At 71.2% G+C, this 24,385-nt stretch carries 28 protein-coding genes; 20 read left to right on the top strand and 8 right to left on the bottom strand.

The genetic code is table 11. The annotated features are described in order from the left end of the window. Window positions 1–21 precede the first annotated feature (21 nt). Window positions 22–1,407 carry an MFS transporter gene (locus ACFVSU_RS13555; protein ID WP_387143654.1) on the top strand — a complete coding sequence of 462 codons (1,386 nt, stop codon included), beginning with the start codon at window positions 22–24 and terminating at the stop codon, window positions 1,405–1,407. 66 nt (window positions 1,408–1,473) lie between these two features. Here ACFVSU_RS13555 and ACFVSU_RS13550 read toward each other — a convergent pair whose 3' ends face one another. Beyond that, the gene (locus ACFVSU_RS13550) at window positions 1,474–2,082 is read right to left on the bottom strand and encodes a TetR/AcrR family transcriptional regulator (protein WP_387143651.1); all 609 of its coding nucleotides are present in this window, start codon (window positions 2,080–2,082) and stop codon (window positions 1,474–1,476) included. 114 nt (window positions 2,083–2,196) lie between these two features. Between ACFVSU_RS13550 and ACFVSU_RS13545 the strand changes: the two genes are divergently transcribed. From ACFVSU_RS13545 to ACFVSU_RS13495, 11 genes are all read left to right on the top strand, one after another. Further along, window positions 2,197–2,931, top strand: coding sequence for an enoyl-CoA hydratase/isomerase family protein (locus ACFVSU_RS13545; RefSeq protein WP_387143648.1), 735 nt, complete (start codon window positions 2,197–2,199; stop codon window positions 2,929–2,931). A gap of 92 nt (window positions 2,932–3,023) precedes the next feature. Continuing rightward, window positions 3,024–3,860 (top strand): 3-hydroxyacyl-CoA dehydrogenase family protein, encoded by an 837-nt coding sequence (locus ACFVSU_RS13540; protein ID WP_387145229.1) that lies wholly within the window; start codon window positions 3,024–3,026, stop codon window positions 3,858–3,860. After that, window positions 3,857–5,971, top strand: a complete 2,115-nt coding sequence (gene paaZ, locus ACFVSU_RS13535) for a phenylacetic acid degradation bifunctional protein PaaZ (protein ID WP_387143645.1) — start codon at window positions 3,857–3,859, stop codon at window positions 5,969–5,971. Before ACFVSU_RS13540 ends, paaZ begins: the two co-directional genes overlap by 4 nt. Continuing rightward, on the top strand, window positions 5,968–6,393 hold the full coding sequence (paaI, locus tag ACFVSU_RS13530; RefSeq protein ID WP_387143642.1) for a hydroxyphenylacetyl-CoA thioesterase PaaI: 426 nt from the start codon (window positions 5,968–5,970) through the stop codon (window positions 6,391–6,393). Before paaZ ends, paaI begins: the two co-directional genes overlap by 4 nt. 20 nt (window positions 6,394–6,413) lie before the next feature. Continuing rightward, a complete protein-coding gene (gene paaK, locus ACFVSU_RS13525) occupies window positions 6,414–7,724 on the top strand; it encodes a phenylacetate--CoA ligase PaaK (protein WP_387143638.1) in 1,311 nt (436 codons plus the stop codon). Window positions 7,725–7,791: 67 nt separating this feature from the next. Beyond that, window positions 7,792–8,769, top strand: coding sequence for a 1,2-phenylacetyl-CoA epoxidase subunit PaaA (gene paaA / locus ACFVSU_RS13520; RefSeq protein WP_387143635.1), 978 nt, complete (start codon window positions 7,792–7,794; stop codon window positions 8,767–8,769). Further along, window positions 8,769–9,074 carry a 1,2-phenylacetyl-CoA epoxidase subunit PaaB gene (gene paaB, locus ACFVSU_RS13515; RefSeq protein WP_310241776.1) on the top strand — a complete coding sequence of 102 codons (306 nt, stop codon included), beginning with the start codon at window positions 8,769–8,771 and terminating at the stop codon, window positions 9,072–9,074. Before paaA ends, paaB begins: the two co-directional genes overlap by 1 nt. Then, the gene (gene paaC, locus ACFVSU_RS13510; RefSeq protein ID WP_387143630.1) at window positions 9,071–9,895 is read left to right on the top strand and encodes a 1,2-phenylacetyl-CoA epoxidase subunit PaaC; all 825 of its coding nucleotides are present in this window, start codon (window positions 9,071–9,073) and stop codon (window positions 9,893–9,895) included. Before paaB ends, paaC begins: the two co-directional genes overlap by 4 nt. Next, window positions 9,889–10,422, top strand: a complete 534-nt coding sequence (gene paaD, locus ACFVSU_RS13505) for a 1,2-phenylacetyl-CoA epoxidase subunit PaaD (RefSeq protein ID WP_387143627.1) — start codon at window positions 9,889–9,891, stop codon at window positions 10,420–10,422. The genes paaC and paaD overlap by 7 nt, the downstream gene beginning before the upstream one ends. Continuing rightward, window positions 10,422–11,618 (top strand): 1,2-phenylacetyl-CoA epoxidase subunit PaaE, encoded by a 1,197-nt coding sequence (gene paaE, locus ACFVSU_RS13500; protein WP_387143624.1) that lies wholly within the window; start codon window positions 10,422–10,424, stop codon window positions 11,616–11,618. The genes paaD and paaE overlap by 1 nt, the downstream gene beginning before the upstream one ends. Window positions 11,619–11,628: 10 nt before the next feature. Next, window positions 11,629–12,390 (top strand): enoyl-CoA hydratase/isomerase family protein, encoded by a 762-nt coding sequence (locus ACFVSU_RS13495; RefSeq protein ID WP_387143621.1) that lies wholly within the window; start codon window positions 11,629–11,631, stop codon window positions 12,388–12,390. A 9-nt stretch (window positions 12,391–12,399) separates the two neighbouring features. Here ACFVSU_RS13495 and ACFVSU_RS13490 read toward each other — a convergent pair whose 3' ends face one another. Next, the gene (locus ACFVSU_RS13490; RefSeq protein WP_387143618.1) at window positions 12,400–13,215 is read right to left on the bottom strand and encodes an LLM class flavin-dependent oxidoreductase; all 816 of its coding nucleotides are present in this window, start codon (window positions 13,213–13,215) and stop codon (window positions 12,400–12,402) included. An 87-nt stretch (window positions 13,216–13,302) separates the two neighbouring features. Next, the gene (locus tag ACFVSU_RS13485) at window positions 13,303–14,955 is read right to left on the bottom strand and encodes a thiamine pyrophosphate-binding protein (RefSeq protein ID WP_387143615.1); all 1,653 of its coding nucleotides are present in this window, start codon (window positions 14,953–14,955) and stop codon (window positions 13,303–13,305) included. Window positions 14,956–15,106: 151 nt separating this feature from the next. Here ACFVSU_RS13485 and ACFVSU_RS13480 point away from each other — a divergent pair, with 151 nt between their 5' ends. Then, complete coding sequence (locus ACFVSU_RS13480) at window positions 15,107–15,415, top strand: hypothetical protein (RefSeq protein ID WP_387143612.1); 309 nt, start codon at window positions 15,107–15,109, stop codon at window positions 15,413–15,415. A 3-nt stretch (window positions 15,416–15,418) separates the two neighbouring features. Continuing rightward, window positions 15,419–16,252, top strand: coding sequence for an alpha/beta fold hydrolase (locus ACFVSU_RS13475; RefSeq protein WP_387143609.1), 834 nt, complete (start codon window positions 15,419–15,421; stop codon window positions 16,250–16,252). Window positions 16,253–16,330: 78 nt separating this feature from the next. On the opposite strand, the gene ACFVSU_RS13470 is transcribed toward ACFVSU_RS13475, so the two are convergent. Further along, entirely contained in the window at window positions 16,331–17,044 is a 714-nt protein-coding gene (locus ACFVSU_RS13470) for an IclR family transcriptional regulator (RefSeq protein ID WP_387143606.1), read from the bottom strand. 125 nt (window positions 17,045–17,169) lie between these two features. Between ACFVSU_RS13470 and ACFVSU_RS13465 the strand changes: the two genes are divergently transcribed. From ACFVSU_RS13465 to ACFVSU_RS13445, 5 genes are all read left to right on the top strand, one after another. Further along, a complete protein-coding gene (locus tag ACFVSU_RS13465; RefSeq protein ID WP_387143603.1) occupies window positions 17,170–19,089 on the top strand; it encodes an FAD-binding monooxygenase in 1,920 nt (639 codons plus the stop codon). Window positions 19,090–19,330: 241 nt separating this feature from the next. Further along, window positions 19,331–20,800, top strand: coding sequence for an NAD-dependent succinate-semialdehyde dehydrogenase (locus ACFVSU_RS13460; RefSeq protein WP_387145226.1), 1,470 nt, complete (start codon window positions 19,331–19,333; stop codon window positions 20,798–20,800). Window positions 20,801–20,949: 149 nt separating this feature from the next. Next, window positions 20,950–21,156: a dodecin family protein gene (locus ACFVSU_RS13455; RefSeq protein WP_159845939.1), complete on the top strand. Its 207-nt coding sequence runs from the start codon at window positions 20,950–20,952 to the stop codon at window positions 21,154–21,156. 84 nt (window positions 21,157–21,240) lie between these two features. Further along, on the top strand, window positions 21,241–21,606 hold the full coding sequence (locus tag ACFVSU_RS13450) for a hypothetical protein (RefSeq protein WP_387143600.1): 366 nt from the start codon (window positions 21,241–21,243) through the stop codon (window positions 21,604–21,606). 24 nt (window positions 21,607–21,630) lie between these two features. Beyond that, entirely contained in the window at window positions 21,631–22,203 is a 573-nt protein-coding gene (locus ACFVSU_RS13445) for a GNAT family N-acetyltransferase (protein ID WP_387143597.1), read from the top strand. A gap of 48 nt (window positions 22,204–22,251) precedes the next feature. Here the strand turns inward: ACFVSU_RS13445 and ACFVSU_RS13440 are convergent, their stop codons facing one another. The 4 genes from ACFVSU_RS13440 to ACFVSU_RS13425 form a co-directional block, all read right to left on the bottom strand. Further along, a complete protein-coding gene (locus ACFVSU_RS13440; protein WP_387143594.1) occupies window positions 22,252–22,458 on the bottom strand; it encodes a three-helix bundle dimerization domain-containing protein in 207 nt (68 codons plus the stop codon). Between the two features lie 69 nt (window positions 22,459–22,527). After that, window positions 22,528–23,199, bottom strand: a complete 672-nt coding sequence (locus ACFVSU_RS13435; RefSeq protein ID WP_387143591.1) for a VOC family protein — start codon at window positions 23,197–23,199, stop codon at window positions 22,528–22,530. 8 nt (window positions 23,200–23,207) lie between these two features. Continuing rightward, a complete protein-coding gene (locus ACFVSU_RS13430) occupies window positions 23,208–23,348 on the bottom strand; it encodes a hypothetical protein (protein WP_387143588.1) in 141 nt (46 codons plus the stop codon). A gap of 93 nt (window positions 23,349–23,441) precedes the next feature. Continuing rightward, window positions 23,442–23,807: a DoxX family protein gene (locus ACFVSU_RS13425; RefSeq protein ID WP_387143585.1), complete on the bottom strand. Its 366-nt coding sequence runs from the start codon at window positions 23,805–23,807 to the stop codon at window positions 23,442–23,444. 113 nt (window positions 23,808–23,920) lie between these two features. Between ACFVSU_RS13425 and ACFVSU_RS13420 the strand changes: the two genes are divergently transcribed. After that, window positions 23,921–24,352, top strand: a complete 432-nt coding sequence (locus ACFVSU_RS13420; RefSeq protein ID WP_387143582.1) for a winged helix-turn-helix transcriptional regulator — start codon at window positions 23,921–23,923, stop codon at window positions 24,350–24,352. Window positions 24,353–24,385: the final 33 nt, after the last annotated feature.

The following is a 24,385-nucleotide window of genomic DNA, read 5'->3' as shown; positions in this document are numbered from 1 at the left end:
GCCCCCGACACAGGAGTCACAATGAGCAGCACCTCCGGACCCACAGCAGGGTTCACCCCCACCGGAACCATCGCGTCCACCACGGACCGACGCCGCGTCGTGTTCGCGACCGTCGTCGGCACGACCGTCGAGTGGTACGACTTCTTCATCTACGCGACCGCGGTCGGCCTGGTCTTCGGCCAGCTGTTCTTCGCACCGCTCGGCGCCAACAGCGCGATCGTCGCCTTCGCGACCGTCGGCGTGAGCTTCCTCTTCCGCCCGCTCGGCGCCTTCCTCGCCGGGCACTTCGGCGACAAGTACGGCCGCAAGGTCGTGCTGATGTGGACGCTGATCCTCATGGGTGCCGCGACCGCCCTCATCGGATTCCTGCCGACATACGATGCGATCGGCGTCTGGGCGCCGATCCTGCTCGTGTTCCTGCGCATCATCCAGGGCATCTCCGCCGGCGGCGAGTGGGGCGGCGCGGTCCTGATGGCCGTCGAGCACGCGCCGAAGCAGCGCCGGGGCGCGTTCGGCGCCTCGCCGCAGATCGGCGTGCCGTTGGGCCTCCTGCTCGCCTCGGGCGTCATGGCGCTCATGGCGATGATCGCCCCCGGTGACGCGTTCCTCGTGTGGGGCTGGCGCGTGCCGTTCCTGCTCAGCGTCGTGCTGATCCTCGTCGGCTACTACGTCCGCCGCCGTGTCGAGGAGAGCCCGGTCTTCGCCGAGCTCGCCGAGCGCAAGGAGAAGGCGCGGATGCCGATCATCACGCTCTTCCGCAAGCACCTGCTCCTCGTGTTCATCGCCGCTCTCGTGTTCGCCGGCAACAACGCCGTCGGCTACATGACCACGGGCGGCTACATCCAGGGCTACTCGACCAACCCCGAAGGCCCGCTCGCCCTCGAGCGCGGACCCGTGCTGTGGGCCGTCGCGGGCTCGGCGGTCACGTGGCTGCTGTCGACGCTGGCCGCCGGCTTCATCTCCGACCGCATCGGCCGCCGCACGACGTACATCATCGGCTGGATTCTGCAGCTCGTGGGCGTGTTCCTGCTCTTCCCGCTCGTGAACACCGGGAACATCTGGCTGCTGTTCCTCGGCCTCGCGATCCTCACGATCGGCCTCGGCTTCACGTACGGCCCGCAGGCCGCGCTCTACTCCGAGCTGTTCCCGGCATCCATCCGCTTCTCCGGCGTCTCGATCTCGTACGCGATCGGCGCGATCCTCGGCGGCGCGTTCGCTCCGACCATCGCGACGGCCCTCGTGCAGGCGACCGGCTCGACGATGTCGGTCACGTGGTACCTCGCCGGGATGACCGTCGTCGGCCTCATCGCGACGCTGCTCCTGCGCGACCGCTCCGGGATCCCGCTCGGCCCGGACCACGAGGCCGAGCAGTCGGTCAGCCCGATCTACGGCCTCTCGAAGGCCTGACCACTTCGGCACCGGATGCCGCGTCCCCGAGCCCTGCGCGGGCTCGGGGACGCGGCATCCGTGCGCTCAGCGGGTGCGCATGCCGTCCAGCGCGACCGCGACGACGTCGTGCGCGAGGCGCTCGCGGTCGACGGCGCCGCCCGGCCGGTACCACTCGACGATCGAGTTGACCATGCCGAAGACGAGGCGCGTGGTCACGGCGCCGTCGACGTCGGCCCGCACCTGACCCGCGCGCTGCGCTTCGGTCACGAGCGCGGTCACGCGGTGGTCGAACGCGCGCCGCCGCTCGAGAGCGGCACGTTCGACGTCGCTGTTTCCGCGCACGCGCAGGAGGAGTGTCACGTAGGGGAGCTTGTCGACCAGCACGAGCACCGCGCCCCGCAGCACCGCGCCGAGCCGTTCCGCCGGGTCGCCGGCAGAGGCCTCGGGCTGGTCGAGCACGCCCTCGAGTCCGTCGAGCGCTTCGTCGAGCGCGAGCGCGAGCAGTTGCTCCTTGGAATCGAAGTGGTGGTACAGCGCCGACTTCGTGAGGCCCAGGCGTGAGGCGAGGTCGGCGACCGACGTCGCGTCGTACCCCTGCTCGTTGAAGAGGGTGACGGCGACCGCGAGCACCTGATCGCGGTCGTAGCCGGGGCGGCCGCGTCGCGCGGGGGAGGCGTCGGTGCTCGCGGACATGCGCCCAGTCTCGCACCCCGCCGGTGTCGACGCCGTGCGACACGGTGACATTACTGAACGATCGATCAGGTAATATGGGCGCCGATCCGCGAAGAGGCGGACGCAGGAGGACGGATGCCTGAGCCGCTGAAGATCCAGCGCCGCGAGGACCGCGTCGTCGCGACGCTGTCGCGGCCGGAGGTGCGCAACGCCATCGACCAGGACACCATCGACCGGCTGCACGAACTGTGCGGCGAGCTCGAGCGCGAGCCGCGCACGCTCATCCTCACGGGCTCCGACGGTGTGTTCGCCTCGGGCGCCGACATCGCCCAGCTGCGCGAGCGCCGCGCCTCCGACGCGCGCCGGGGGATCAACACCCGCGCGTTCACCCGGGTGCGGAACCTGCCGATGCCGGTCATCGCGGCGATCGACGGCTACGCCCTCGGCGGGGGCGCCGAGCTCGCGTACGCGGCCGACATCCGCATCGGCTCGCCGAGCCTCAAGATCGGCAATCCCGAGACCGGCCTCGGCATCATCGCGGCCGCCGGTGCGACGTGGCGCCTGCCCGAGATCGTCGGCGAGGCGCGGGCTGCGGAGCTGCTGCTGACGGGACGGATCCTGGATGCCGACACCGCCGTCGAGTGGGGCCTGGTGTCGTCGCTGTTCGAGCCGGGCGACCTCCTCCCCGCCGCCCACGCGATCGCCGACCGCATCGCGCGCAACGATCCGCTCGCGACGCGCCACACGAAGACGGCGCTCCTCGCCCCGCGCGCCGCACACCCCGAGATCGAGCTCGAGCTGCAGGCGCAGCTCTTCGAGAGCCCCGAGAAGGACCGCCGCATGACCGCGTTCCTCGAGAGGAAGCGCTGATGGGCGTGGCGCACGAAGACCCCCGGGACCCCCGGTCGTTGAGCGAGCGGAGCGAGACGAAACGCGCCGAGCCTGCGGGAGTGCCCGGGCGGATGGGCGTCATCGGCGGCGGGCGCATGGGTGCGGGCATCGCGCACGCGTTCGTGCTCGCCGGCGCCGAGGTGGTCGTGGTCGAGCGTGACGCGGACGCGGCGGGGGCAGCATCCGCTCGGCTTCTCGAGAGCGTGCGTCGCAGCGTCGAGCGCGGCACCACCGATCGCGGGTTCGACGCGCTCGCCGCGGCGGTCGAGACGGCGACGGATGCTGCGGCGCTGGCCGGCTGCGACCTCGTGGTGGAGGCGGTCCCGGAGGATCGGGAGCTCAAACTCGACGCCCTCGGGCGTGCGGAGCGCGTGCTCACGCCGGAGGCGGCACTGGCCACCAACACGTCGTCCATCTCGATCGACGACCTCGCATCCGGTCTGGACCGGCCCGAGCGCTTCCTGGGCCTGCACTTCTTCAACCCCGTGCCGGCGTCCGAGCTCGTCGAGGTCGTCACCGGCACCGCGACCGATGCCACGCTCGTCGACGCGGCGAAGGGCTGGATCGCGGCGCTGGGCAAGACGCCGATCGTCGTGCGCGACAGCCCGGGCTTCGCATCGAGTCGACTCGGTGTCGCGCTCGGTCTCGAGGCGATCCGCATGCTCGAGGAGGGCGTCGCCTCGGCCGCCGACATCGACGCGGCGATGGAGCTCGGGTACCGGCATCCGGTCGGTCCGCTCCGTACGACCGACCTCGTCGGACTCGACGTGCGCCTCGGCATCGCCGAGGAGCTGCACCGCGAACTGGGGGAGCGCTTCGCGCCCCCGGCACTGCTCAGGCGCCTCGTCGCCGACGGACATCTCGGCCGCAAGACCGGCCGCGGCTTCTACGAATGGAGTGACAAGTGACCGACATCCTCCCCAGCTACCTGCGCGACGCATGGTGGACTCCCGCTTCCGAATCCGGCGCGACGGAAGTGCGCGACGCGTCGACCGGCGAGGTCGTCACGCTCGTCAGCACCGACGGCATCGACCTCGGCGCGGCGATCGCCCACGCACGGACCGTCGGCCAGGCGAGCCTCGGCGCGCTGACGTTCCACCAGCGCGCGCTGCTGCTGAAGGAGTTCGGCATCGCGCTCACCGCGCGCAAGGAGGAGCTCTACGAGCTGTCCAAGCGTGCCGGCGCGACCACGCGCGACTCGCTCAGCGACGTCGACGGCGGCATCGGCGTGCTCTTCACCTACTCGTCGAAGGGGCGGCGCGAGCTGCCCAACTCGCAGGTGTACCTCGACGGTCCGGTCGAGCCGCTGTCGAAGGATGGCTCGTTCCTCGGGCGCCACGTGTACACGCGGCTGCCCGGCGTGGCCGTGCAGATCAACGCCTTCAACTTCCCGATGTGGGGCGCGCTCGAGAAGTTCGCCCCCGCGTTCCTCGCGGGCGTGCCGACGATCGTGAAGCCCGCGACGCCGACGGCGTACGTTGCCGAGGCGTGGGTGCGGATCCTCGTCGAGACCGGGAAGCTGCCGGCCGGCTCGCTGCAGCTGGTGAGCGGCGCCGTCCCCGGGCTGTTCGACCACCTCGGGCTCGGCGACCTCGTCGGGTTCACGGGGAGCGCGTCGACGGCGTCCCGACTTCGCGAGCAGGCTGCGCCGGGCGTCAGGTTCACGAGCGAGACCGACTCGATCAACGCGTCGGTGCTCGGGCCCGACGCCGTTCCGGGCACCCCTGAGTTCGAGGCATACGTCAAGCAGCTCATGGTCGAACTCACGACCAAGGCGGGTCAGAAGTGCACGGCGATCCGTCGCGCCATCGTGCCGGCCGACGCCGTCGAGCCTCTCATCCAGGCCCTCGGCGACAAGATCTCCGAACGCGTCGTCGTGGGCGACCCCCACGCCGACGGCGTCACGATGGGCCCGCTGGTCTCGCTCGCGCAGCGTGACGAGGTGCTGCGCGCCGTCGGCGCGCTCGAGTCCGCGGGCGGCCGCATCCTGCTCGGGACGACGGATGCCCCGGACGTGACGCTCGCCGACGGCTCCACGGGTCCGGCTCCCGACGGCGCGTTCGTCGCACCCATCGTCATCGGGTTCGACGGCGCAGCCGACGCGCTTCCCGACGCGGTGCACGACGTCGAGGCCTTCGGCCCCGTGGCGAGCGTGCTCGCGTACCGCACCGTCGACGAAGCGGCCGACCTCGTCGGCCGCGGCGGCGGGTCGCTCGTGACCAGTGTCGCGACCGCCGACCCGTCGGTGGCGGCGACCCTCCTCGCCCGCACCGCCGCGTACAACGGGCGCCTGTTGTTCCTCGACCGCGACGACGCGCGCACCTCGACGGGCCACGGCGCGCCCGTGCCGCACCTCGTGCACGGCGGACCCGGCCGCGCCGGCGGTGGCGAGGAGCTCGGCGGCATCCGCGCGGTGCTGCACCACATGCAGCGGACCGCGGTGCAGGGCTCGCCCGCGATGCTGACGGCGCTGACCGGCGTGTGGCATCAGGGCGCAGCATCCCGATCCGATCGTCACCCGTTCCGCAAATCGCTCGCCGAACTCGCGATCGGCGACCAGATCGCCTCGCCCCTGCGCCCCGTGACCCTCGACGACATCGAGACGTTCGCGAACTTCACCGGCGACCTCTTCTACGCCCACATGGACGAAGAGGCCGCCGCCGCGAACCCGTTCTTCCCGGGTCGTGTCGCCCACGGCTACCTGCTGGTCTCGTGGGCGGCGGGGCTGTTCGTCGACCCGGAGCCGGGCCCCGTGCTGGCCAACTACGGCCTCGAGAACCTGCGGTTCATGACGCCTGTGTCACCCGGCGACGAGATCCGCGTGGTGCTCACGGCCAAGCAGATCACCCCGCGAGAGACCGACGAGTACGGCGAGGTGCGGTGGGACGCCGTCATCCTCAACCAGCGCGACGAGATCGTCGCGACCTACGACGTCCTCACGCTGGTCGCGAAGACGGCGGACACGGATGCTGCGGCAGCCGCATCCGTTCCAGCCGAGGCCGAAGGGGTGACGGCGTGAGCGACCCCGCCGCGCACTTCGTGGGTCAGCGCCGCATGCTGCAGCGCGATCGTGCGTCCGCCGCGCTCGGCATGGTCGTCGAGCGCGACGAGCCGGGCGAGGCGATCGTGTCGATGCGTGTGCGCGACGACATGACGAACGGGTTCGCCATCACGCACGGCGGGATGGTGTTCGCGCTCGCCGACACGGCGTTCGCGATGGCCTGCAACGAGGACGACGACGTGACGGTGGCCGCCGGTGCCGACATCTCGTTCCTCAAAGCGACGCACGCCGGCCAGACCCTCACCGCGCATGCGCGGCGCCGCATCCTCTCGGGCCGCAACGGCCTCTACGACGTGACAGTGACCGACGAGACCGGCGACGTGGTCGCCGAGTTCCGTGGTCGGTCGCTGACGACCCGGCGCACCCACCCGACCGACTGACCCGACCAAGAAGAGGCGAGATGTCGACGATGACAGCGAACCTGGCAGCCCCCACCGAGACGCTCGATCCCGAGGAGCGCATGTCGCGCGACGAGATCCGGGCGCTGCAGCTCGAACGGCTGCAATGGACTGTGCGGCACGCCTACGAGAACGTGCCGCTCTACACGCGCAAGCTCGATGACGCCGGTGTCGCGCCGGCGGACATCCGCTCGCTCGAGGACGTGCGCCTGCTGCCGTTCACGACGAAGGAGGACCTGCGCCAGACCTATCCCTTCGGCATGTTCGCGGTGCCGATGGACCAGGTGCGCCGCATCCACGCGTCGTCCGGCACCACCGGGCGGCCCACCGTCGTCGGGTACACGCAGGGCGATCTCGATCGTTGGGCCGCGCTCGTCGCCCGGTCGCTGCGGGCGAGCGGCGTGCGGCCCGGCATGAAGGTGCACAACGCGTACGGCTACGGCCTGTTCACCGGCGGTCTCGGGGCGCACGCCGGCATCGAGCGCCTCGGCGCGACCGTGATCCCGATGTCGGGCGGGCAGACCGCGCGGCAGGTGCAGCTGATCCGGGACTTCGAGCCCGACGTCATCATGTGCACGCCGAGCTACCTGCTGACGATCGCCGACGCGATGGTGGCGGCGGGGATCGACCCGACCTCGACCTCGCTCAAGGTCGCGATCCTCGGCGCGGAGCCGTGGACGAACGAGATGCGCGCCGAGCTCGAGCGTCGCATGGGCGTCGACGCCGTCGACATCTACGGGCTCAGCGAGGTCATGGGGCCGGGCGTCGGCAACGAGTGCGTCGAGACCAAGGACGGCCCGCACCTGTGGGAGGACCACTTCCTGCCCGAGATCATCGACGACGACGGGATGCCGCTTCCTGACGGCGAACGCGGCGAGCTCGTGTTCACGTCACTGACGAAGGAGGCGTTCCCGGTGCTGCGCTACCGCACCCGCGACCTCACGCGGCTGCTCCCGGGCACTGCCCGACCGGGCATGCGGCGCATGGAGAAGATCACCGGGCGCAACGACGACATGATCATCCTCCGCGGCGTGAACATCTTCCCGACGCAGATCGAGGAGCTCGTGCTCGGCATCGAGACGCTCACGCCGCACTTCGTCATCGAGCTCAGCCGCGAGGGGACGCTCGACGCCATGGCGGTGCGCATCGAGCGCCACCCCGACCTGTCCCGTGAGACGTGCGAGGCGGCGGCAGAGGTGCTCGCGCAGCGCATCAAGACGCACATCGGGTCGACGGTCGCGGTGCGCCTCGAGGAGCCCGGAACGCTGCCGCGCAGCGAGGGCAAGTACAAGCGGGTCTACGACCTGCGGTGAACGCCGGGCTGCGGCATCCATCACCGTAGTAGACTTACTGAACGAACGGTCTGTAAATAAGGAGTCGATGATGACGACCGAGGTGCTGATCGACGAGGCCGCCGAGCAGGCGGCGTTCGACGCGATCATCGAGGCGGACTCGCGCATCGAGCCGCGGGACTGGATGCCGGCGGCCTACCGCAAGACGCTGATCCGGCAGATCTCGCAGCACGCGCACTCCGAGATCATCGGGATGCAGCCCGAGGGCAACTGGATCTCGCGGGCGCCGAGCCTGAAGCGCAAGGCGATCCTGATGGCGAAGGTGCAGGACGAGGCCGGTCACGGCCTGTACCTGTACTCGGCGGCGCAGACGCTCGGGATCACGCGCGACGAGATGACCGAGCAGCTCATCGAGGGCCGTGCGCGCTACTCGTCGATCTTCAACTACCCGACGCCGACGTGGGCCGACATGGGCGCGATCGGCTGGCTCGTGGACGGCGCCGCGATCTGCAACCAGGTGCCGCTGTGCCGTGCCTCGTACGGTCCGTATGGCCGGGCGATGGTGCGCATCTGCAAGGAGGAGTCGTTCCACCAGCGGCAGGGGTTCGAGATCCTGCTGACGCTCATGCAGGGGTCGCCCGCGCAGCGCGAGATGGCTCAGGATGCGGTGAATCGCTGGTACTGGCCGTCGCTCATGATGTTCGGGCCTCCTGACGACGAGTCACCCAACTCGGCGCAGTCGATGGCGTGGAAGATCAAGCGCTTCTCCAACGACGACCTCCGGCAGCGGTTCATCGGGATGCTGGTGCCCCAGGCCGAGGTCCTGGGCGTGACCCTCCCCGACCCCGAGCTGCGGTGGGACGAGGCCGCCGAGCGGTGGCACACGAGCGAGATCGACTGGACGGAGTTCCACGAGGTGCTCGCCGGGCGCGGGCCGATGAACGTGGAGCGCATCCGCAACCGCCGCAACGCCCACGAGGAGGGCGCGTGGGTGCGCGAGGCCGCCGCCGAGTACGCCCGTAAGCACCAGCTGCGCGAGGCCGCGGCGATGAAGGGAGCCGCGTGATGGCCACGCCAGGTACCTCGCCGCGCGAGTCGTGGCCGCTGTGGGAGGTGTTCGTGCGTGCGAACCGCGGGCTCAGCCACGTGCACGCCGGCTCGCTCCACGCCCCGGATGCCGAGCTCGCGCTGCGCAACGCCCGCGACCTCTACACCCGCCGAGGGGAGGGCACGTCGATCTGGGTCGTGCCCGCCGACGCCATCACGACGAGCGATCCCGATTCGAAGGGGGCGTTCTTCGAGAGCCCAGCGGGAAAGAACTACCGGCACGCCACGTACTACACGGCGTCGGAGGGGGTGCCGCACCTGTGACCCAGGACCTTCCCCACGGAGACGTGACCGTCGAGCACATCGAGCTGTCGGCCGAGCTGGCCGGCGGCGAGGGCCGCGCCGCGACGGCGGACATCGCCGAGTACGCGCTGTGGCTCGGCGACGACGCGCTGGTGCTGTCGCAGCAGCTCGGCGCGTGGATCGCCCGCGCGCCCGAGCTCGAGGAGGACGTCGCCCTCGCGAACATCGCGCTCGACCTGCTCGGGCATGCGCGGTCGTTCCTCCGCTACGCAGGTACATACGACGACCGCACCGAGGACGATCTCGCCTACTGGCGGGACGAGCCCGAGTTCCGCAGCGCCTGGCTGTTCGAGCAGCCCAACGGAGACTTCGCACAGACGATCGCGCGTCAGCTGGCGGCATCCGTGTACCTGTTCGAGCTGTACTCGGCGCTGAGCGGGTCGTCGGACGAGACGCTCGCCGCGATCGCGGCCAAGGCTGTGAAGGAGGTCGAGTACCACCGCGACCACGCCGTGCAGTGGACGCTCCGCCTCGCGGGCGGCACGGAGGAGTCGCGTCGGCGCATGATCCGCGCGATCGGGGACGTGTGGCCGTACGTGGGCGAGCTGTTCCGCGACGAGCCGCTGATCGAGCGCCTCGACGAGGTCGCCGTGCGGCCGTCGACGCTGCTGCCGGCATTCGAGGCCGTGAGCTCCGCGGTCTTCGCCGAGGCCGAGCTCGAGGTGCCGACGACTCCCATGTCGTCCGCCGGCGGGCGTCACGGGTCGCACTTCCCGACGATGGGCTACCTGCTCGCCGAGATGCAGGTGCTCGCCCGGCAGCACCCGGGGGCGACATGGTGACGCTTCGACAGGCTCAGCGACCGGTGGCGGAGACACGGCGACCGGTGAGCGAGGCCGAGCGCGCGTGGGAGGTGGCGGCATCCGTTCTCGATCCCGAGGTTCCCGTCCTCACGATCGAGGATCTCGGCGTGCTGCGCGACGTCGTGGTCGGCGCCGGGCGCGTCACGGTCACGATCACGCCGACGTACTCGGGGTGCCCTGCGATGGACGCGATCCGCGACGACGTCGTGCTCGCCCTCACGGCGGCGGGCTTCGACGACATCGACGTGCGACTGGCGCTCGCCCCCGCATGGACCACGGACTGGATGACGGATGCGGGCAAGCAGAAGCTCGTCGAGTACGGCATCGCTCCGCCCACCGGGCGTGCCGCGGTGAGCGGGCCGATCCGACTGCAGCTCTCGGTGCGCTGCCCTCGCTGCGGGTCGCTCGAGACGCGTGAGCTCGCGCGTTTCGGGTCGACGTCGTGCAAGGCGCTGTACGAGTGCCGCGCGTGCCTCGAGCCCTTCGACCACTTCAAGGTCCACTGATGCGGCCCGACGCCGTCGCGGCGAGCGACAACGAGCGCATCGCCGAGACGCTGCTCACCACCGCGGTCGGCGGCCCGCGCGGCGCCAAGCATCGCGCGCGGTTCCACACGCTGCGGGTCGCGGCGGTGCGGCCGCTGACGGATGCCTCGGTGGAAGTGACGTTCGCCATCCCCGAGGAGTCGAGGGACGCGTTCGACTACCTCGCGGGGCAGCACGTCGCGCTGCGGAAGGTCCTCGACGGCCACGAGGTGCGCCGCTCGTACTCGCTGTGCCGCGCGGAGGACGCCGGTGGCGCGGGTGATGGGCCACGCACCATCAGCGTCGCGATCAAGCGCGACTCGGGGGGCCGGTTCTCGACGTGGGCGCAGACAGAGCTGAAGATCGGTGACGAGATCGACGTGATGAGCCCGCAGGGCACGTTCACCTCGAAACTCGCCGACCTCGACGACGCGCATGTCGCGGGGATCGCCGCGGGGTCGGGCATCACGCCGCTGATGGCGCTCGCCGCGACGGTGCTCGCGCGGTCGCGCACGTCGCGGTTCACGCTCGTCTACACGAACCGCTCGAGCCTCGACGTGATGTTCCTCGACGAGCTGTCGGACCTCAAGGACCGCTATCCGACCAGGCTCGCGCTGCACCACGTGCTCTCGCGCGAGCAGCGCACCGCGCCGCTGCTGTCGGGCCGCATCGACGAGCCGCGGCTGCGCCGCATCCTCGGCGACCTCGTGCTGCCCGACACCGTCGACGAGTGGTTCCTGTGCGGGCCGTTCGAGCTCGTGCAGCTCTGCCGCGACACCCTCGCCGACATCGGCGTCGACCCTGCGCACGTGCGCTACGAGCTGTTCACGACGGGCGAGGGGGAGCGGGCCGAGCCGGCGGCCGGGCGCCCGGTGGTCGTCGCGGAGGACGAGCCGGTGCGCCGCATCGAGTTCACCCTCGACGGGCAGTCGCAGGCCGTCGACAGTCCTGTCGCCGCGCACGAGTCGATCCTCAACGCGGCGCTGCGCGTGCGGCCCGACGTGCCGTTCGCGTGCGCCGGCGGCGTCTGCGGCACGTGCCGTGCGCGCCTGCTCCAGGGGTCGGTCACGATGACCGAGAACTACGCGCTCGAGCCCGACGAGCTCGAGCGCGGATACGTGCTCACCTGCCAGTCGCACCCGACGACCGATACCGTCGTCGTCGACTACGACGTCTAGGAGGAACGCCATGATCGACCTCGCCATCGACGGCGCCATCGCCGAGATCACGCTGAACGCCCCCGAGAAGCTCAACGCGCTCTCGCTGGAGGCGCTGCGGCAGCTGGACGATGCGTATGCGGAGGCCGCCGCATCCGGTGTCCGTGCTCTCGTGCTGCGGGGCGAGGGGCGCGCGTTCTGCGCCGGCCGCGACATCGCCGGCGTCGACCCCGAGACCGACGACGTGCCCGGATACCTCGGCGAGGTCGAGCGGCTGATGCGCCGCATGGCGGACTTCCCGGCGCCCACGTTCGCGGCGGTGCACGGCGCCTGCCTCGGGGTGGGCCTCGGGCTCGCGATCGCGACCGACGTCGTCTACGTCGCGGACTCCGCGAAGGTCGGCTCGCCCTTCGCGAACCTCGGGGCGATGCTCGATTCCGGAGGCCACGCGCTCCTGTACGAGCGGCTCGGTGCGCACCGCGCGCTCGACCTCATCTACACCGGCGACCTCCTCACCGGGTCCGAGGCGGTGGCGGCGGGACTCTTCAGCCGCGCGATGCCGGCCGACGAGGTGCTGCCGTTCACCCGCGAGCGCGCGGCGCGTGCGTCATCAGGGGCGACCGCGGCGTTCCTCGCCTCGAAGCGGCTCATCGCGCGTCTCCGCGACGAGCGCCTCTGGGACGCCGTCGCCGAAGAGACGCGCGGCCAGGAGTCCCTGCGCTCGACCGGCGACTACCGCGAGGGCTTCGCCGCCTTCCAGCAGAAGCGCAGGCCCGAGTTCACCGGCAGGTGACGCGCGGGTTCACCGGCCGGCGAGCTCCCCGACGAGCGGAGCGACCTGGCGCGAGAGTTCGTCGGGCACGGTGAAGAAGGACACACCGGTGGCCACCCGCAGCGCCGTCAGGGTCTCGGCGTCACGCCGGACGTCCCCGGTGAGGTAGCCGACGGCGCCGGATTCCCGCAGGGACTCGGGAGTCAGCCCTGCGCTGCGACGCAGCCATTCCGGTACGTCGTCGCCGATTCCGCAGAGCTGCAACGACAGCTCCAACGGCGGCCGATCGGGAGGCGTCGAGGCGCGCACGCGATCGGCGACGTCGGCCACGGCAGCGAGGTCGGCGTGGGGCGGGAGAGGCAGAGCGACCGTGCGGGCGTGCGTCCCCGCGAGGCGCAGCATGCGTGCACCGCCCGCCGCGAGCGTGATCGGCGCCTCGTCGCCGAGCTGCCCGCGCACGGCGCTGATCACGGCCTCCACCTGATCGACCCGCTCGCGCCCGGAGCCCCACGGCACGCCCAGAGCCTCGGCGTCCCGCTCTCCCTGCGGACGGCCGGCGCCGATGCCCAGTTCGAACCGTCCGCCCGACAGTTCGACGAGCGTGCGCGTCTCGCGGATCGTCGCCGCCGGCGTGCGCAGGGGCGCGGCCAGCACCCACGTGCCGAGCCGCAGCGTCCGCGAGGCGGCGGCGGCCACGGCGAGGACGAGGAACGGCGACGGCGTGAACAGCGTGTCGGGCACGAGGAGCGCGGAGTAGCCGTCACCCTCGACCCGTCGTGCGGTCTCGCTCCACGCGTGCGCGTCGCCGTGAGCGCCCGTGACGACGCCGAATCGAAAGGTGGTCATGGGTTCATGCTCGTCCGGCATCGGATCGAGCGCATCCGCCCGGGGGAGGCATCCGCTCTCCTCCGGCGGGAGCATGTCCCTCGCCGGTCAGGAGTTCACGCGGATGATCTCGCGCTGATACGGCGCGATCACCGATCCCGAGATGCGGCAGTCGAGGACGAGGAAGCGACGGGATGCTGCGGGCTCGGCCGTCCACTCCGCGAGCCGGTCCAGGTCGGCCAGGGTGCGGACGACGACGCCCTCGGCGCCGACGCCGGCCGCGAGCGCGGCGAAGTCGACCTCGGGGATGAGCATCGGCTCCTTCGCGAGCCCCTTGAGGCCGTAGAGGTTGATCTCGGCGCCATAGGCGGCGTCGTTCCAGACCACGGCGAGTCCCCGGCCGCCGGCGACCCGCACGGCGGTCTCGAGGTCGGCCAGGGCCATGAGTCCGCCACCGTCGCCGGTCGTCAGCACGACGGTCGCCGACGGCTTCGCGAGCGCCGCGCCGGGGACCGACGGCCAGCCGAGGCCGATCGACTGGAACGCCGTGCCGACCATCGTCATGCGATCCGGCGACGCGACGGGCCAGTACATGTTCGCCCAGCCGATGAAGTGGCCGCCGTCCGAGACGACGACCCGGTCCTCCGGTAACAGCGCGCCGATGCGCGCCGCGACCGACCGGGGGTCGAGCCGGCCGTCCGGCGCGATGTCGTCGCCAGGCTCATATGCGCGCAGCGGCATGAGGTCGACGGACTCGCGCCAGCCGCTCGCCGCGCCGCCGCGCGCCTGCAGGCCGTCGGCGACGGCACGGGCCACGACCGCGGCGTCGCCGCGCACGTAGCCGCCCACGTGCGGGTGGGTCGCGGCGGGCGCGACGTCGACCTGGAACACGCGGGTGCCCGGCGCGAACAGATCGCCGAAGCGCATCGTGAACTGGTTGAGCGATGCCCCGAACACGACGGCCACGTCGGCCTCGCGGACGAGTTCCATGGCGCCCTCGGCCCCGAAGCCGCCGGTGACGCCGAGGTCGAACTCGGCGCGCGGGAAGGTACCGCGCCCGAGCGCGGTCGAGGCCGTGACGGCTCCGACCGCGTCGGCGACGTCGCCGAGGGCCTCGCCGGCGCCCGAGATCCACGCTCCACGACCGGCAAGCAGGAACGGCCGCTCGGCAGAGGCGAGCGCCGCGACGAGTCCCTCGACCGCGCCTTCGGCGAACGGCCCCGCGGGCACGAGGGGAGCGGGAAGGCGAGGCTCCGGAGCGTCGGGAAGGGGGCCGGCGTCGCGCGCGGCGACGTCGTAGGGGATCGCGAGCACCGTCGGCACCCGGTAGGTGAGCGCGTGCTCGATCGCGATGATGGTGGTGGCTGCAGCATCCGCCCGCCCGACCGTATACGTGCGCGCGCCGACGGCCGAGGCGAGGGCGATCTGGTCGACGTCCCACGGGCGCGGGCCCGACGTCGGCTCGTCGCCGACGACGAGCACCAGCGGCACGTGCGCCTGCACCGCCTCGGCGAGGGCGGTGAGCGTGTTCGTGAAGCCGGCGCCGTATGTCGCGGTCGCGGCGGCGAGCCGTCCGGAGGCGCGGTGGTACGCGTCGGCGGCGACGACGCCGCCGGCCTCGTGGCGCACGGCGGTGAAGTGCACGTCGGTGGAGCGCTCGAGCGCATCGAGGAAGTACGCGTTGCCGTTGCCCATCACGCCGAACACGTGATCGATGTGGTGGGCGAGGGTGAGGGCGACGTGCGCCGAGACGGTGCTCATGGCAGGAGACATGGCGATGCCTTTCGAGACGGAACGGATCAAGAGCCGTATGTGTCTCGCGCGTGCGCGCTGCGTGCCCATTTTTCGAGCACCGGCGGGCGACGGTGCCACCGGACGTGATGAGTATAGGTCTTCGGGCAGGATGGGAGTCATGAAGACGACTCAACTCCGCCGGTACACGCTCGTCGACGGGGAGTACGACGCCTTCGTCGCGTGGTGGAACGAGTGGATGCCGCGGGTGCGGCCCGCCGCCGGCTTCACGATCGAGTTCGCCTATGGCCTTCCCGAGACGAATGAGTTCGTGTGGGCGGTGAGCGCCCCCGGCGACGAGGACGCGTTCGTCGCCCTCGAGAAGGAGTACCTGGCGTCCGAGTCGCGGGCCGAGGCGTTCGAGGGAGTGCCGCAGCGCGTCGCGGAGTACAACATCCGCCTCGTGACCGAGTACCCGACCGCGGGCTGACGCTTGCCGACGTATCGCGCCGCCGACGGCGCCGAGCTCTGGTACGACGAGACCGGTGAGGGCGCGCCGGTCGTGTTCGTGTCGGGCGGCGCGGCGCGCCACCCCTCATACCTCGGAGAGCTCGCGGGCATCGGCGCCGGTCGCCGCCGCCTCACCCTTCACCTTCGTGGCGTCGGACGCTCGCCGCTGCCCGCCGACGATTCCGCCGCCTCGTGGTGGGCGCAGGGCGACGACCTCGACGCGCTGCGCGCGCACCTCGGCATCGAGCGGCTCGACATCGTCGCCCACTCCGCCGGAACGCGAGTCGCGACCGCGTTCGCCGCGCGCCACCCCGAGCGGGTCGGGCGTCTCGTGCTCGTCACGCCGCCCGTCGCGCACCTCGTCGACGAGCCTTCCGACGTCGCGGCGATCGCCGCGCGCCGCGACGGCGACGAGGATTTCGAGCGTGCCTTCGCCCACCTGTCGACACCGGCACCGCTCGACGACGAAGCCGCCTTCGCCGCGTGGGACGCCGACACCGCCGCGGCCGGCTACGCGCACTGGGGCGACGCCGAGCGAGCGCACGCCGCGGTCGGGGCACGAGCCGTCCCGGCGGCGCGCGCGTACTTCTCGTCACCGCCGCCGGAGGGGTTCGCCGCCCTCCTGTCCGAGACCTCCGCGCCGGTGCTCGTGATCGCCGGCGCCGAGGACGCGCTCACAGGTTGTGCGCCCGTGGTGGCGGCGGCGCAGCTGTTCCGCACCGGCGAGTCCGTCGTGCTGGAGGACTGCGGGCACTACCCCTGGGTCGAGCAGCCCGACGCGTTCCGCACCGCCGTCGACGCGTTCCTCTCGCGCTGAGAAACCACTTTCGCGCTGCGGAACCGCCCCGCGCGCGGTGTCTCGGGGCGAATGAGGTTTCTCGCCGAGGCCGGGTCCTCAGCCGCCGAGCGCGTCGCGGATCGCGGTCGCCGACCGGGTGAGACGCGCGGCGATCTCAGCGTCCGAGTGCGCACTCGCGACGAACACCACGGCGATCGCCGCCGGCCCGCGCCCGCGCACGACGAGCGGCACGGCGACCGCGCGCAGGCTGGGGATGACTTCGTCGTGGCTGGTCGCGAAGCCGCGGGTGGCGGCATCCGTCACCTCCGCCGCCAGCTCCGGTGACACACCGGACGGCCACGCCGGCGTCGGCAGCAGCGACAGGATCGCCTTGCCCGGGGCGCCGCGGGTGATCGGATGCCGCGTGCCCGGCCGCTGCGCGACGGGATTCACCGCGTGGCGCGGCTCGACGCTGGAGAGCGTGACGCACTCCTCGTGGTCGAGCACCGCGAGGAAGCAGGTGACGCCGAGGTCGCCCGCGACCGCGGTGAGCTCGGGCAGCGCCTCGGCCTGAAGGTCGTGCGCGACGCCCGCGGCGAGGGCGGCGAGGCGTGCGCCCAGCTCGATGCGGCCGGCGGCGTCGCGCTCGACGAGCCCGTGGTCCTCGAGCGTGCGGAGGAGCCGGTAGGCCACCGACCGATGCACCTCGAGCCGCGCGGCGATCTCGTCGATGGAGAGGGGACCGCGAGCGTCGGCGAGCACTTCGAGGATCCGGATGCCACGGCTCAGCGTCTGCGAAGCGGGCGCTGTCGTGCCGTCGAGCCTTGTCATGCGGCATCCCTTCGTATACGATCTGTTCAATAGTAGAACGGTGTGTTCGAATATAGAACACGCCCTCGCTCGTCGGCAAGCCCCAGGCCACGAGCCCTCGACACCGTCGTCCGAGGAGGACACCGATGCAGTTCCACCACCACGGCTACGTCTCCGCCGATCCGCGCGTGCAGGACGCCGCCGGCACCGGCATCGACCGCCCGGCCGAACTGCCCGACGAGATGGACATCCTCATCGTGGGCTCCGGCCCCGCCGGCATGCTCCTCGCGGCCCAGATGTCGCAGTTCCCCGGAGTCACGACCCGCATGATCGAGCGCCGCGAGGGACGCCTCGTGCTGGGGCAGGCCGACGGGATCCAGCCGCGGAGCGTCGAGACGTTCCAGGCCTTCGGGTTCGCCGAGCGGATCGTCGCCGAGGCGTACAACATCGCGTGGATGAACTTCTGGGGTCCCGACCCCGAGAACCCCGACAACATCATCCGCACCGCGCGCACCGAGGACTACGCCTTCAAGATCAGCGAGTTCCCGCACCTCATCGTGAACCAGGCGCGCGTGCTGGACTACTTCGCCGAGGCCGCTGCCCACGGCCCGGGTCGCATCCTGCCCGACTACGGCATCGAGTTCGTCGGCCTCACGGTGCAGGACGACGGCGAGTACCCGGTCGAGGTGCAGGTGCGGCACGTGGCGGGGGAGCGCGCGGGCGAGGAGCGCACGGTGCGCGCCAAGTACGTCGTCGGCTGCGACGGTGCGCGCAGCGGGGTGCGCGAGGCGATCGGCCGCCGGCACGTCGGCGCGTTCTCGGCGCACGCCTGGGGCGTCATGGACGTGCTCGTGAACACCGACTTCCCGGACTGGCGCACCAAGTGCGCGATCAACTCCGAGGCCGGAAACATCCTGCTGATCCCGCGTGAGGGCGGCTACCTCTGCCGCGTCTACGTCGACCTCGGCGAGGTCGCGGCCGACGACGACCACCGCGTGCGTCAGACGCCGATCGACGCCGTCATCGCCAAGGCGAACGACATCCTCCACCCCTACTCGCTCGACGTGAAGCAGGTCGCGTGGCACAGCGTCTACGAGGTCGGCCACCGCGTCACCGACAAGTTCGACGACGTCGACGTCGACCAGGGTCACGACCCTCGCGTCTTCCTCACGGGCGACGCGTGCCACACGCACAGCGCCAAGGCCGGCCAGGGGATGAACGTCTCCATGCAGGACGGCTTCAACCTCGGCTGGAAGCTCGGGCACGTCCTCACCGGACTCAGCCCCGCGTCCCTCCTCTCGACGTACTCCGCCGAGCGGCAGCCGGTCGCCCAGCAGCTCATCGACTTCGACCGCGAGTGGTCGACCCTCATGGCCCGCAAGCCCGAGGAGATCTCCGACCCGCAGGAGCTCGCCACCTTCTACCTCGGCACCGCCGAGTTCCCGTCGGGATTCATGACGCAGTACGGCGCGTCGATGATCGTGACGGATGCTGCGCACCAGGCGCTCGCCGAGGGGTTCCCGCTGGGCAAGCGGTTCAAGTCGGCGGAGGTCGTGCGCGTCTGCGACGGCAACCCGGTGCACCTCGGCCACCACGCGAAGGCCGACGGCCGCTGGCGGATCTACGCCTTCGCCGACGCGCCCGCGCCGGGGGAGGCATCCGTCCTCTCCGACTGGGCCGCGTTCATCGCCTCGCCCGAGTCTCCGGTGCAGCGCTTCACGCCGGAAGGCGCCGACGTCGACGCAGTGTTCGACGTCAAGGTGATCTACCAGCAGCCGCACGAGGAGGTCGACATCACCCGCGTGCCCGCGCCGTTCCTGCCGAAGACGGGACCCCTCGGGCTCACGGACTGGGAGAAGGTCTACGCGGCCGCGCCGAGCGCCTGGACGAGCACCGACATCTTCGAGGAGCGCGGCCTGTCGCGCGACGGCGTGGTCGTCGTCGTGCGCCCCGACCAGTACGTCGCCGCGGTGCTGCCGCTCGAGGCGACCGACGAGCTTTCGGAGTTCCTCGCCGGCGCCTTCGTCGACCAGCACGCTCCGGCGTTCGCGCGCGCCCTCAATTGAGGAGCACAGCCGAGATGAGGGGTCGCGGGCCGAGTTCGGTCCTCATCTCGGCTCTCGACCTCGAATGAGGAAGCCGGCGAGAGGCGCAACCGCTGTGCAGGCGGGCGAATCATGACAGCGAACTGTACGAGATGTACATCGGCCGGCAATGGCGGCCGCGGGCAGAATAGCCCCAGACCAACGATCGAAGAGGGTGCCGAGGCATCCGTCCACCGACAAGGGAGTCCCCGTGACCACGACGATCACCGAAACCCGTGAGTCCGAGCTGCTGGCGTCCGTCCCCGACGGACTGTTTATCGGCGGGCAGTGGCGTGAGGCATCCGGCGGCAAGACGCTGAAGGTCTACGACCCCTCGAACGGCGAGGTCGTCAAGGAGATCGCGAACGCGTCGCCCGAGGACGGCAAGGCGGCCCTCGACGCGGCTGTCGACGCATTCCCGGCATGGGCGGCGACGCCGGCGCGGCAGCGCGCCGAGATCCTGCGGCGCGCGTTCGACCTGCTGCAGGAGCGCAAGGAGGACTTCGCGCTGCTGATGACGATCGAGATGGGCAAGCCGCTGGCCGAGGCGCGCGGTGAGGTCGCCTACGGCGGTGAGTTCCTGCGCTGGTTCAGCGAGGAGACCGCGCGCGTGCAGGGCCGCTACGGCGCGAACCCCGAGGGCACCGGCCGCGTGATCGTTTCGCAGCACCCCGTGGGCCCGTGCTTCCTCATCACGCCGTGGAACTTCCCGCTGGCGATGGCGACCCGCAAGATCGCGCCCGCGCTCGCCGCGGGCTGCACCGTGGTCATCAAGCCCGCCGAGCTGACCCCGCTGACCACCCTCGCGTTCGCGAAGCTCCTCGAGGACGCGGGCGTGCCGGCGGGCGTCGTCAACGTCTTCACGACCTCGACCTCCGGTGCCGTGTCGGAGCCGATCATCCGCGACCCGCGGCTGCGCAAGCTGTCGTTCACCGGGTCGACGCAGGTCGGCCAGCGCCTCCTCGAGCAGGCCGCGCAGGGCGTGCTGCGCACGTCGATGGAGCTCGGCGGCAACGCCCCGTTCGTGGTGTTCGACGACGCCGACCTCGACAAGGCGGTCGACGGCGCGATCGCGGCGAAGTTCCGCAACATCGGCCAGGCCTGCACCGCCGCGAACCGGTTCATCGTGCACCGTTCCGTGGCCGACGAGTTCGCCCGCCGGGTCACCGAGCGCGTGAACGGCTTCACCATCGGCCGCGGCACGGAGGAGGGCGTCACCATCGGCCCGCTCATCGACGACCGTGCGGTCGCGAAGGCGGCGCAGCTCGTGCAGGACGCCGTCGAGCGCGGCGCGCAGGTGCGCACGGGCGGCAACGCCGTGGACGGGCCGGGCACGTTCTACGAGCCCACCGTGGTCACCGACGTGCAGCCGGGGTCGGAGATCCTCCGCGAGGAGATCTTCGGACCGGTGCTCGCGATCATCCCGTTCGACGACGAGGACGACGCGGTGCGGATCGCCAACGACACCGAGTACGGCCTGGTCTCGTACGTCTTCACCGAGAGCCTCTCGCGCGGCCAGCGGATGATCGAGCGCCTCGAGACCGGCATGATGGGCCTCAACATGGGCGTCGTCTCCAACGCGGCAGCGCCGTTCGGCGGCTGGAAGATGTCGGGCCTCGGCCGCGAGGGCGGCGCCGAGGGCATCCACGAGTACCTCCAGACCAAGTACACGCTGACGCCGAACCCCTTCTGACCCACGCCTGAATCGATGACATGAGGAGAGCGGATGCCCCGGGAGGGGGCATCCGCTCTCCCCGTTCTCCCGGTCGCGGTGCACCCCTTCCATCCGGGCGCGACCGGGATCACTATGGTCGTGTCGGCATCGAGCGATGTGGGGTCAAGATGAGCGTTTACCGAGTGATCGACGTCATCGGCACGAGTGCCTCGTCCTGGGAGGAGGCCGCCCGAGAAGCCATCAGCACCGCGTCGGGATCGCTGCACGATCTGCGCATCGCCGAAGTGACGAAGCAGGACGTCGTCGTCGGCGACGACGGCGCGCTGCTGTTCCGTTCGCGGATCCAGCTGTCGTTCAAGTACGCGCCGGAGTGACCCGTCGCGACGCCTCTGGTGGCGTTCCGCACAGCTCTCTATGTTGGGTGTCAGCGTGTGCGGACCGAAGCGGAGGAGTCGTTGATGGAGTCACCGGTCGAGAGTCTGACCAAGTCCGCGCCGTCATGGGGCGCGAAGATGGCGTTCGGCGAGACCATCGATGTCGGCGGGCGGCAGGTGACGCCGGCGGCACTGGTCATCTTCGGGTTCGGCGGTGGCGGCGGATCCGGCAAGTGGCCCCAGCGCGGCGGGCTGCCCGAGGGTGAGGGCGAAGGCAGCGGCGGGGGCGGCGGCGGCTACGTGCTACCCATCGGCGCGTATGTGAACGGCCCGAACGGTCCGAAGTTCCAGCCGAACCCGGTGGCCATGATCATGGTGAGCGTCCCTCTCGTGTCCGCCGCCGGCTGGGCGCTGGCGCGGATCATCACCGCGGTGAAGTCGGGGCGGTAGGAGGTGGCCCTGGCGACGTCGCACGTGATCAGGCCGCTCACTCCCGAGACGTTTCCCGCGTGGCTGGCGCTCGCGCAGAAGCACAACGGGGTCTGGGGCGGGTGCTACTGCTCGTACTTCCACGGCGACACCGAGCACACCGTCAAGAGCGAGTACGACCGCCCGACGTTCAAGCAGCGGCTCGTGGACGAGGGGGTCGCGCACGCCGCGCTCGTCTTCGACGGCGATGACGCGATCGCGTGGTGCGAGTTCGGCAGTCCGGCCGAGCTTCCCGGTATCTACCACCGCAAGCAGTACGACGCGGGCGAGACGAACCCGGCGCCGTGGCGCATCACCTGCTTCTTCGTCGACCGCGATCACCGGCGCTCGGGAGTCGCACGGGAGGCATTGGACGGCGCGCTCGAACTGATCGCGCAGGCGGGCGGCGGCGAGGTGGTCTCGTTCCCCAACGAGCTCCCGGTCGGCAAGAAGACGTCGTCGTCGTTCCTCCACAACGGCACGAGGGCCATGTTCGAGAAGGCCGGGTTCACCTTCGAGCGCCACATCGGCAAGAACAAGACCGTGATGCGCAAGACGATCGCGCCGGCCGGCCCCTGACGGCGGCGCGCGCGGGCCCGCTAGGCGAGACGGCGCCGAACGGGCGGACTACTGGATCGGATGCTCGAGCCGGGCGCGTGCTTCGCGCTCGACCAGCACGGGGACGAAGTCGCGCACCTTCGCGCGCTCGAAGTGCGAGCGCGCCTCGGCGACGGCGCGCTCGATCTCGGAACGATCTCTCGAGGGGAACCGCTCTTCCAGCCGGTCCACGACGTCGGAGAGGGCTTGATCCTCATCCGCCAGCTCACGGGTCATGTGCTCAGGGTGCTCCGCGCCCTCGGTTCTCGTCAAGCAGGCGGCGACGGGAGGTGTCGACGACGCGGATCAGTCGTAGGTGTCGGTCCACGACGCGATATCCACGCCGTGGTTGTCGGGCGAGGCGAGCGACCACCAGGCCGGAGCGTGCGAGTCGTCGGCGAGTCGCCCGCCGGCCGCGAGCGCGGCATCGACGCGGGCCTGGGCCTGATCGGCCGGCACGAAGACGTCGAAGTGCGTCCGGCCCCTCGACGGCGAGTCCCCGGTGATCGGGTTGAAGGCGAGTTGCGGTCCGCAGCGCATCGGATCCGCGGCATCCGTGTCGCCCACGTCCTCATAGCCCAGCGCCGCGGTGAAGAAGGGGCGCACGTCGGCATCGGAGTGCTGTGCGACGTAGATGCCGATCGACTGCGCGCGCGAGGGGTCAGGGGTCAGGCGCTGCTCGGCGGCGGCCTGAGAGACGACGGCGGCGAAGCCCACGGCGGCGGCGGGGATGCCCTCCGGCCCGGTGTACGGGATGCGCACGACGACGCCCTCGGGACGCACGTCGATGTCCGGCCGGAGGCCGAATCGCTCCGCGGCGGCGACGATCGGGGCGACGAGCCCGGCAGCGTGGGACAGGGAGGTCGCGGTGAAGACCGCCTGCGGCCCCGTGCCGGTGACCCGCCAGTCGGCGACGCCCGGCGCCCGATGGAACCCCGCCGCCGAGATCGCGTCCGATCCGTTCGCCGAATCACCCATGGAGTCTCCTACACCGGTTCGGTCGTGCGGATCAGGCCGCAGTTCACGCACGACCAGGCGAGCAGGAAGCGCTCGTCGTCGAGGATCTCGAAGTTCAGCGCGTCGCCGCACGTGGGGCAGAGTCGCGGGTCCGCGTCGTTCACCCTCATCCCGTCAGCTTAGGGAACCGGATCGCGCGCCGGGAGTCCCGAGGAGAGCGGATGCCTCGAGCCGAGGCATCCGCTCCTCCGTTGCCCGTGCGGTCAGAGGACGACCAGGAAGCCCACCACGGCGCTCGCCGCGGACAGCACGGCGAGCACGATCGACGGGGTCGCGTTCTCCTTGCGCCGCACGTGCACCGCGACCGCGCCGATCATGACGACGGTCAGGGCGGCAGCGGCGATCGGGGTGAGGATCGGCGCGATGCCGGTCAGGAGCGGCAGGATCAGGCCGATGCCGCCGACGACCTCGGCGGCGCCGATGAGCTTCACGGTCGGGTCGGCGAAGTCGTCGGCCCAGCTCAGGCCGCTCGCGACGAGCGCGGATTTGGGACGAGCGACCTTCATCGTGCCGGCCGCGATGAACGCGAGGGCGAGCAAGCCGTTGAGGATCCAGAGGGCGATGATCATGCGGGTACTCCAGGGAGGGATCGTGGGGTCTGTTACTGTTTGTAAGCAACCCCATGATGCGTCACCGGAAAGACGCGTACAAAAGGCACACGGATGTAAGTAGGTGACACGCGATGTCGACCACCCTCACGGTCGAACTCCCCGGCGAGCCCACCCCGACCGGCTACGAGCGCTCGTGCGACCAGGCCTCGCCCGGCTCCGACCACGGGCGTGCCATCCGCGACGTGCTCGACCGCATCGGCGACAAGTGGTCGCTGCTGGTCATCGGCACGCTGCGGCGCGAGCGCCTGCGCTTCACCGAGCTGCAGCGGCACATCCCCGGCATCTCGCAGCGCATGCTGACGCTCACGCTGCGCCAGCTCGAGCGCGACGGGCTCATCACGCGTACCGTCCACGCCGAGGTGCCGCCGCGGGTCGAGTACGAGCTGACGCCGCTCGGCGGCACGCTCATCCAGCTGGCGATGGCGCTCGCCGACTGGGCCATCGAGAATCATCCGCGGATCGAGGACTCCCGCGCCGCCTACGACGCCGCACACCAGCGCTGACGATCGCGGACACCCCGCGTCCGCGGCCTGGGC

It is taken from the genome of Microbacterium sp. NPDC058062 (assembly GCF_042885375.1).
Lineage (GTDB): Bacteria > Actinomycetota > Actinomycetes > Actinomycetales > Microbacteriaceae > Microbacterium > Microbacterium trichothecenolyticum_C.
This window is presented reverse-complemented; position numbering and strand designations above follow the sequence as displayed.

What these genes read in the sequence shown, in the direction of transcription:
- ACFVSU_RS13555 (WP_387143654.1), top strand. Translation starts at nt 22, where the DNA reads ATGAGCAGCACCTCCGGACCCACAGCAGGGTTCACCCCCACCGGAACC.
- ACFVSU_RS13550 (WP_387143651.1), bottom strand. Translation starts at nt 2,082, where the DNA reads ATGTCCGCGAGCACCGACGCCTCCCCCGCGCGACGCGGCCGCCCCGGC.
- ACFVSU_RS13545 (WP_387143648.1), top strand. Translation starts at nt 2,197, where the DNA reads ATGCCTGAGCCGCTGAAGATCCAGCGCCGCGAGGACCGCGTCGTCGCG.
- ACFVSU_RS13540 (WP_387145229.1), top strand. Translation starts at nt 3,024, where the DNA reads ATGGGCGTCATCGGCGGCGGGCGCATGGGTGCGGGCATCGCGCACGCG.
- paaK (WP_387143638.1), top strand. Translation starts at nt 6,414, where the DNA reads ATGTCGACGATGACAGCGAACCTGGCAGCCCCCACCGAGACGCTCGAT.
- paaA (WP_387143635.1), top strand. Translation starts at nt 7,792, where the DNA reads ATGATGACGACCGAGGTGCTGATCGACGAGGCCGCCGAGCAGGCGGCG.
- paaB (WP_310241776.1), top strand. Translation starts at nt 8,769, where the DNA reads ATGGCCACGCCAGGTACCTCGCCGCGCGAGTCGTGGCCGCTGTGGGAG.
- paaD (WP_387143627.1), top strand. Translation starts at nt 9,889, where the DNA reads ATGGTGACGCTTCGACAGGCTCAGCGACCGGTGGCGGAGACACGGCGA.
- paaE (WP_387143624.1), top strand. Translation starts at nt 10,422, where the DNA reads ATGCGGCCCGACGCCGTCGCGGCGAGCGACAACGAGCGCATCGCCGAG.
- ACFVSU_RS13495 (WP_387143621.1), top strand. Translation starts at nt 11,629, where the DNA reads ATGATCGACCTCGCCATCGACGGCGCCATCGCCGAGATCACGCTGAAC.
- ACFVSU_RS13490 (WP_387143618.1), bottom strand. Translation starts at nt 13,215, where the DNA reads ATGACCACCTTTCGATTCGGCGTCGTCACGGGCGCTCACGGCGACGCG.
- ACFVSU_RS13485 (WP_387143615.1), bottom strand. Translation starts at nt 14,955, where the DNA reads ATGAGCACCGTCTCGGCGCACGTCGCCCTCACCCTCGCCCACCACATC.
- ACFVSU_RS13480 (WP_387143612.1), top strand. Translation starts at nt 15,107, where the DNA reads ATGAAGACGACTCAACTCCGCCGGTACACGCTCGTCGACGGGGAGTAC.
- ACFVSU_RS13470 (WP_387143606.1), bottom strand. Translation starts at nt 17,044, where the DNA reads ATGACAAGGCTCGACGGCACGACAGCGCCCGCTTCGCAGACGCTGAGC.
- ACFVSU_RS13465 (WP_387143603.1), top strand. Translation starts at nt 17,170, where the DNA reads ATGCAGTTCCACCACCACGGCTACGTCTCCGCCGATCCGCGCGTGCAG.
- ACFVSU_RS13455 (WP_159845939.1), top strand. Translation starts at nt 20,950, where the DNA reads ATGAGCGTTTACCGAGTGATCGACGTCATCGGCACGAGTGCCTCGTCC.
- ACFVSU_RS13450 (WP_387143600.1), top strand. Translation starts at nt 21,241, where the DNA reads ATGGAGTCACCGGTCGAGAGTCTGACCAAGTCCGCGCCGTCATGGGGC.
- ACFVSU_RS13440 (WP_387143594.1), bottom strand. Translation starts at nt 22,458, where the DNA reads ATGACCCGTGAGCTGGCGGATGAGGATCAAGCCCTCTCCGACGTCGTG.
- ACFVSU_RS13435 (WP_387143591.1), bottom strand. Translation starts at nt 23,199, where the DNA reads ATGGGTGATTCGGCGAACGGATCGGACGCGATCTCGGCGGCGGGGTTC.
- ACFVSU_RS13430 (WP_387143588.1), bottom strand. Translation starts at nt 23,348, where the DNA reads ATGAGGGTGAACGACGCGGACCCGCGACTCTGCCCCACGTGCGGCGAC.
- ACFVSU_RS13425 (WP_387143585.1), bottom strand. Translation starts at nt 23,807, where the DNA reads ATGATCATCGCCCTCTGGATCCTCAACGGCTTGCTCGCCCTCGCGTTC.
- ACFVSU_RS13420 (WP_387143582.1), top strand. Translation starts at nt 23,921, where the DNA reads ATGTCGACCACCCTCACGGTCGAACTCCCCGGCGAGCCCACCCCGACC.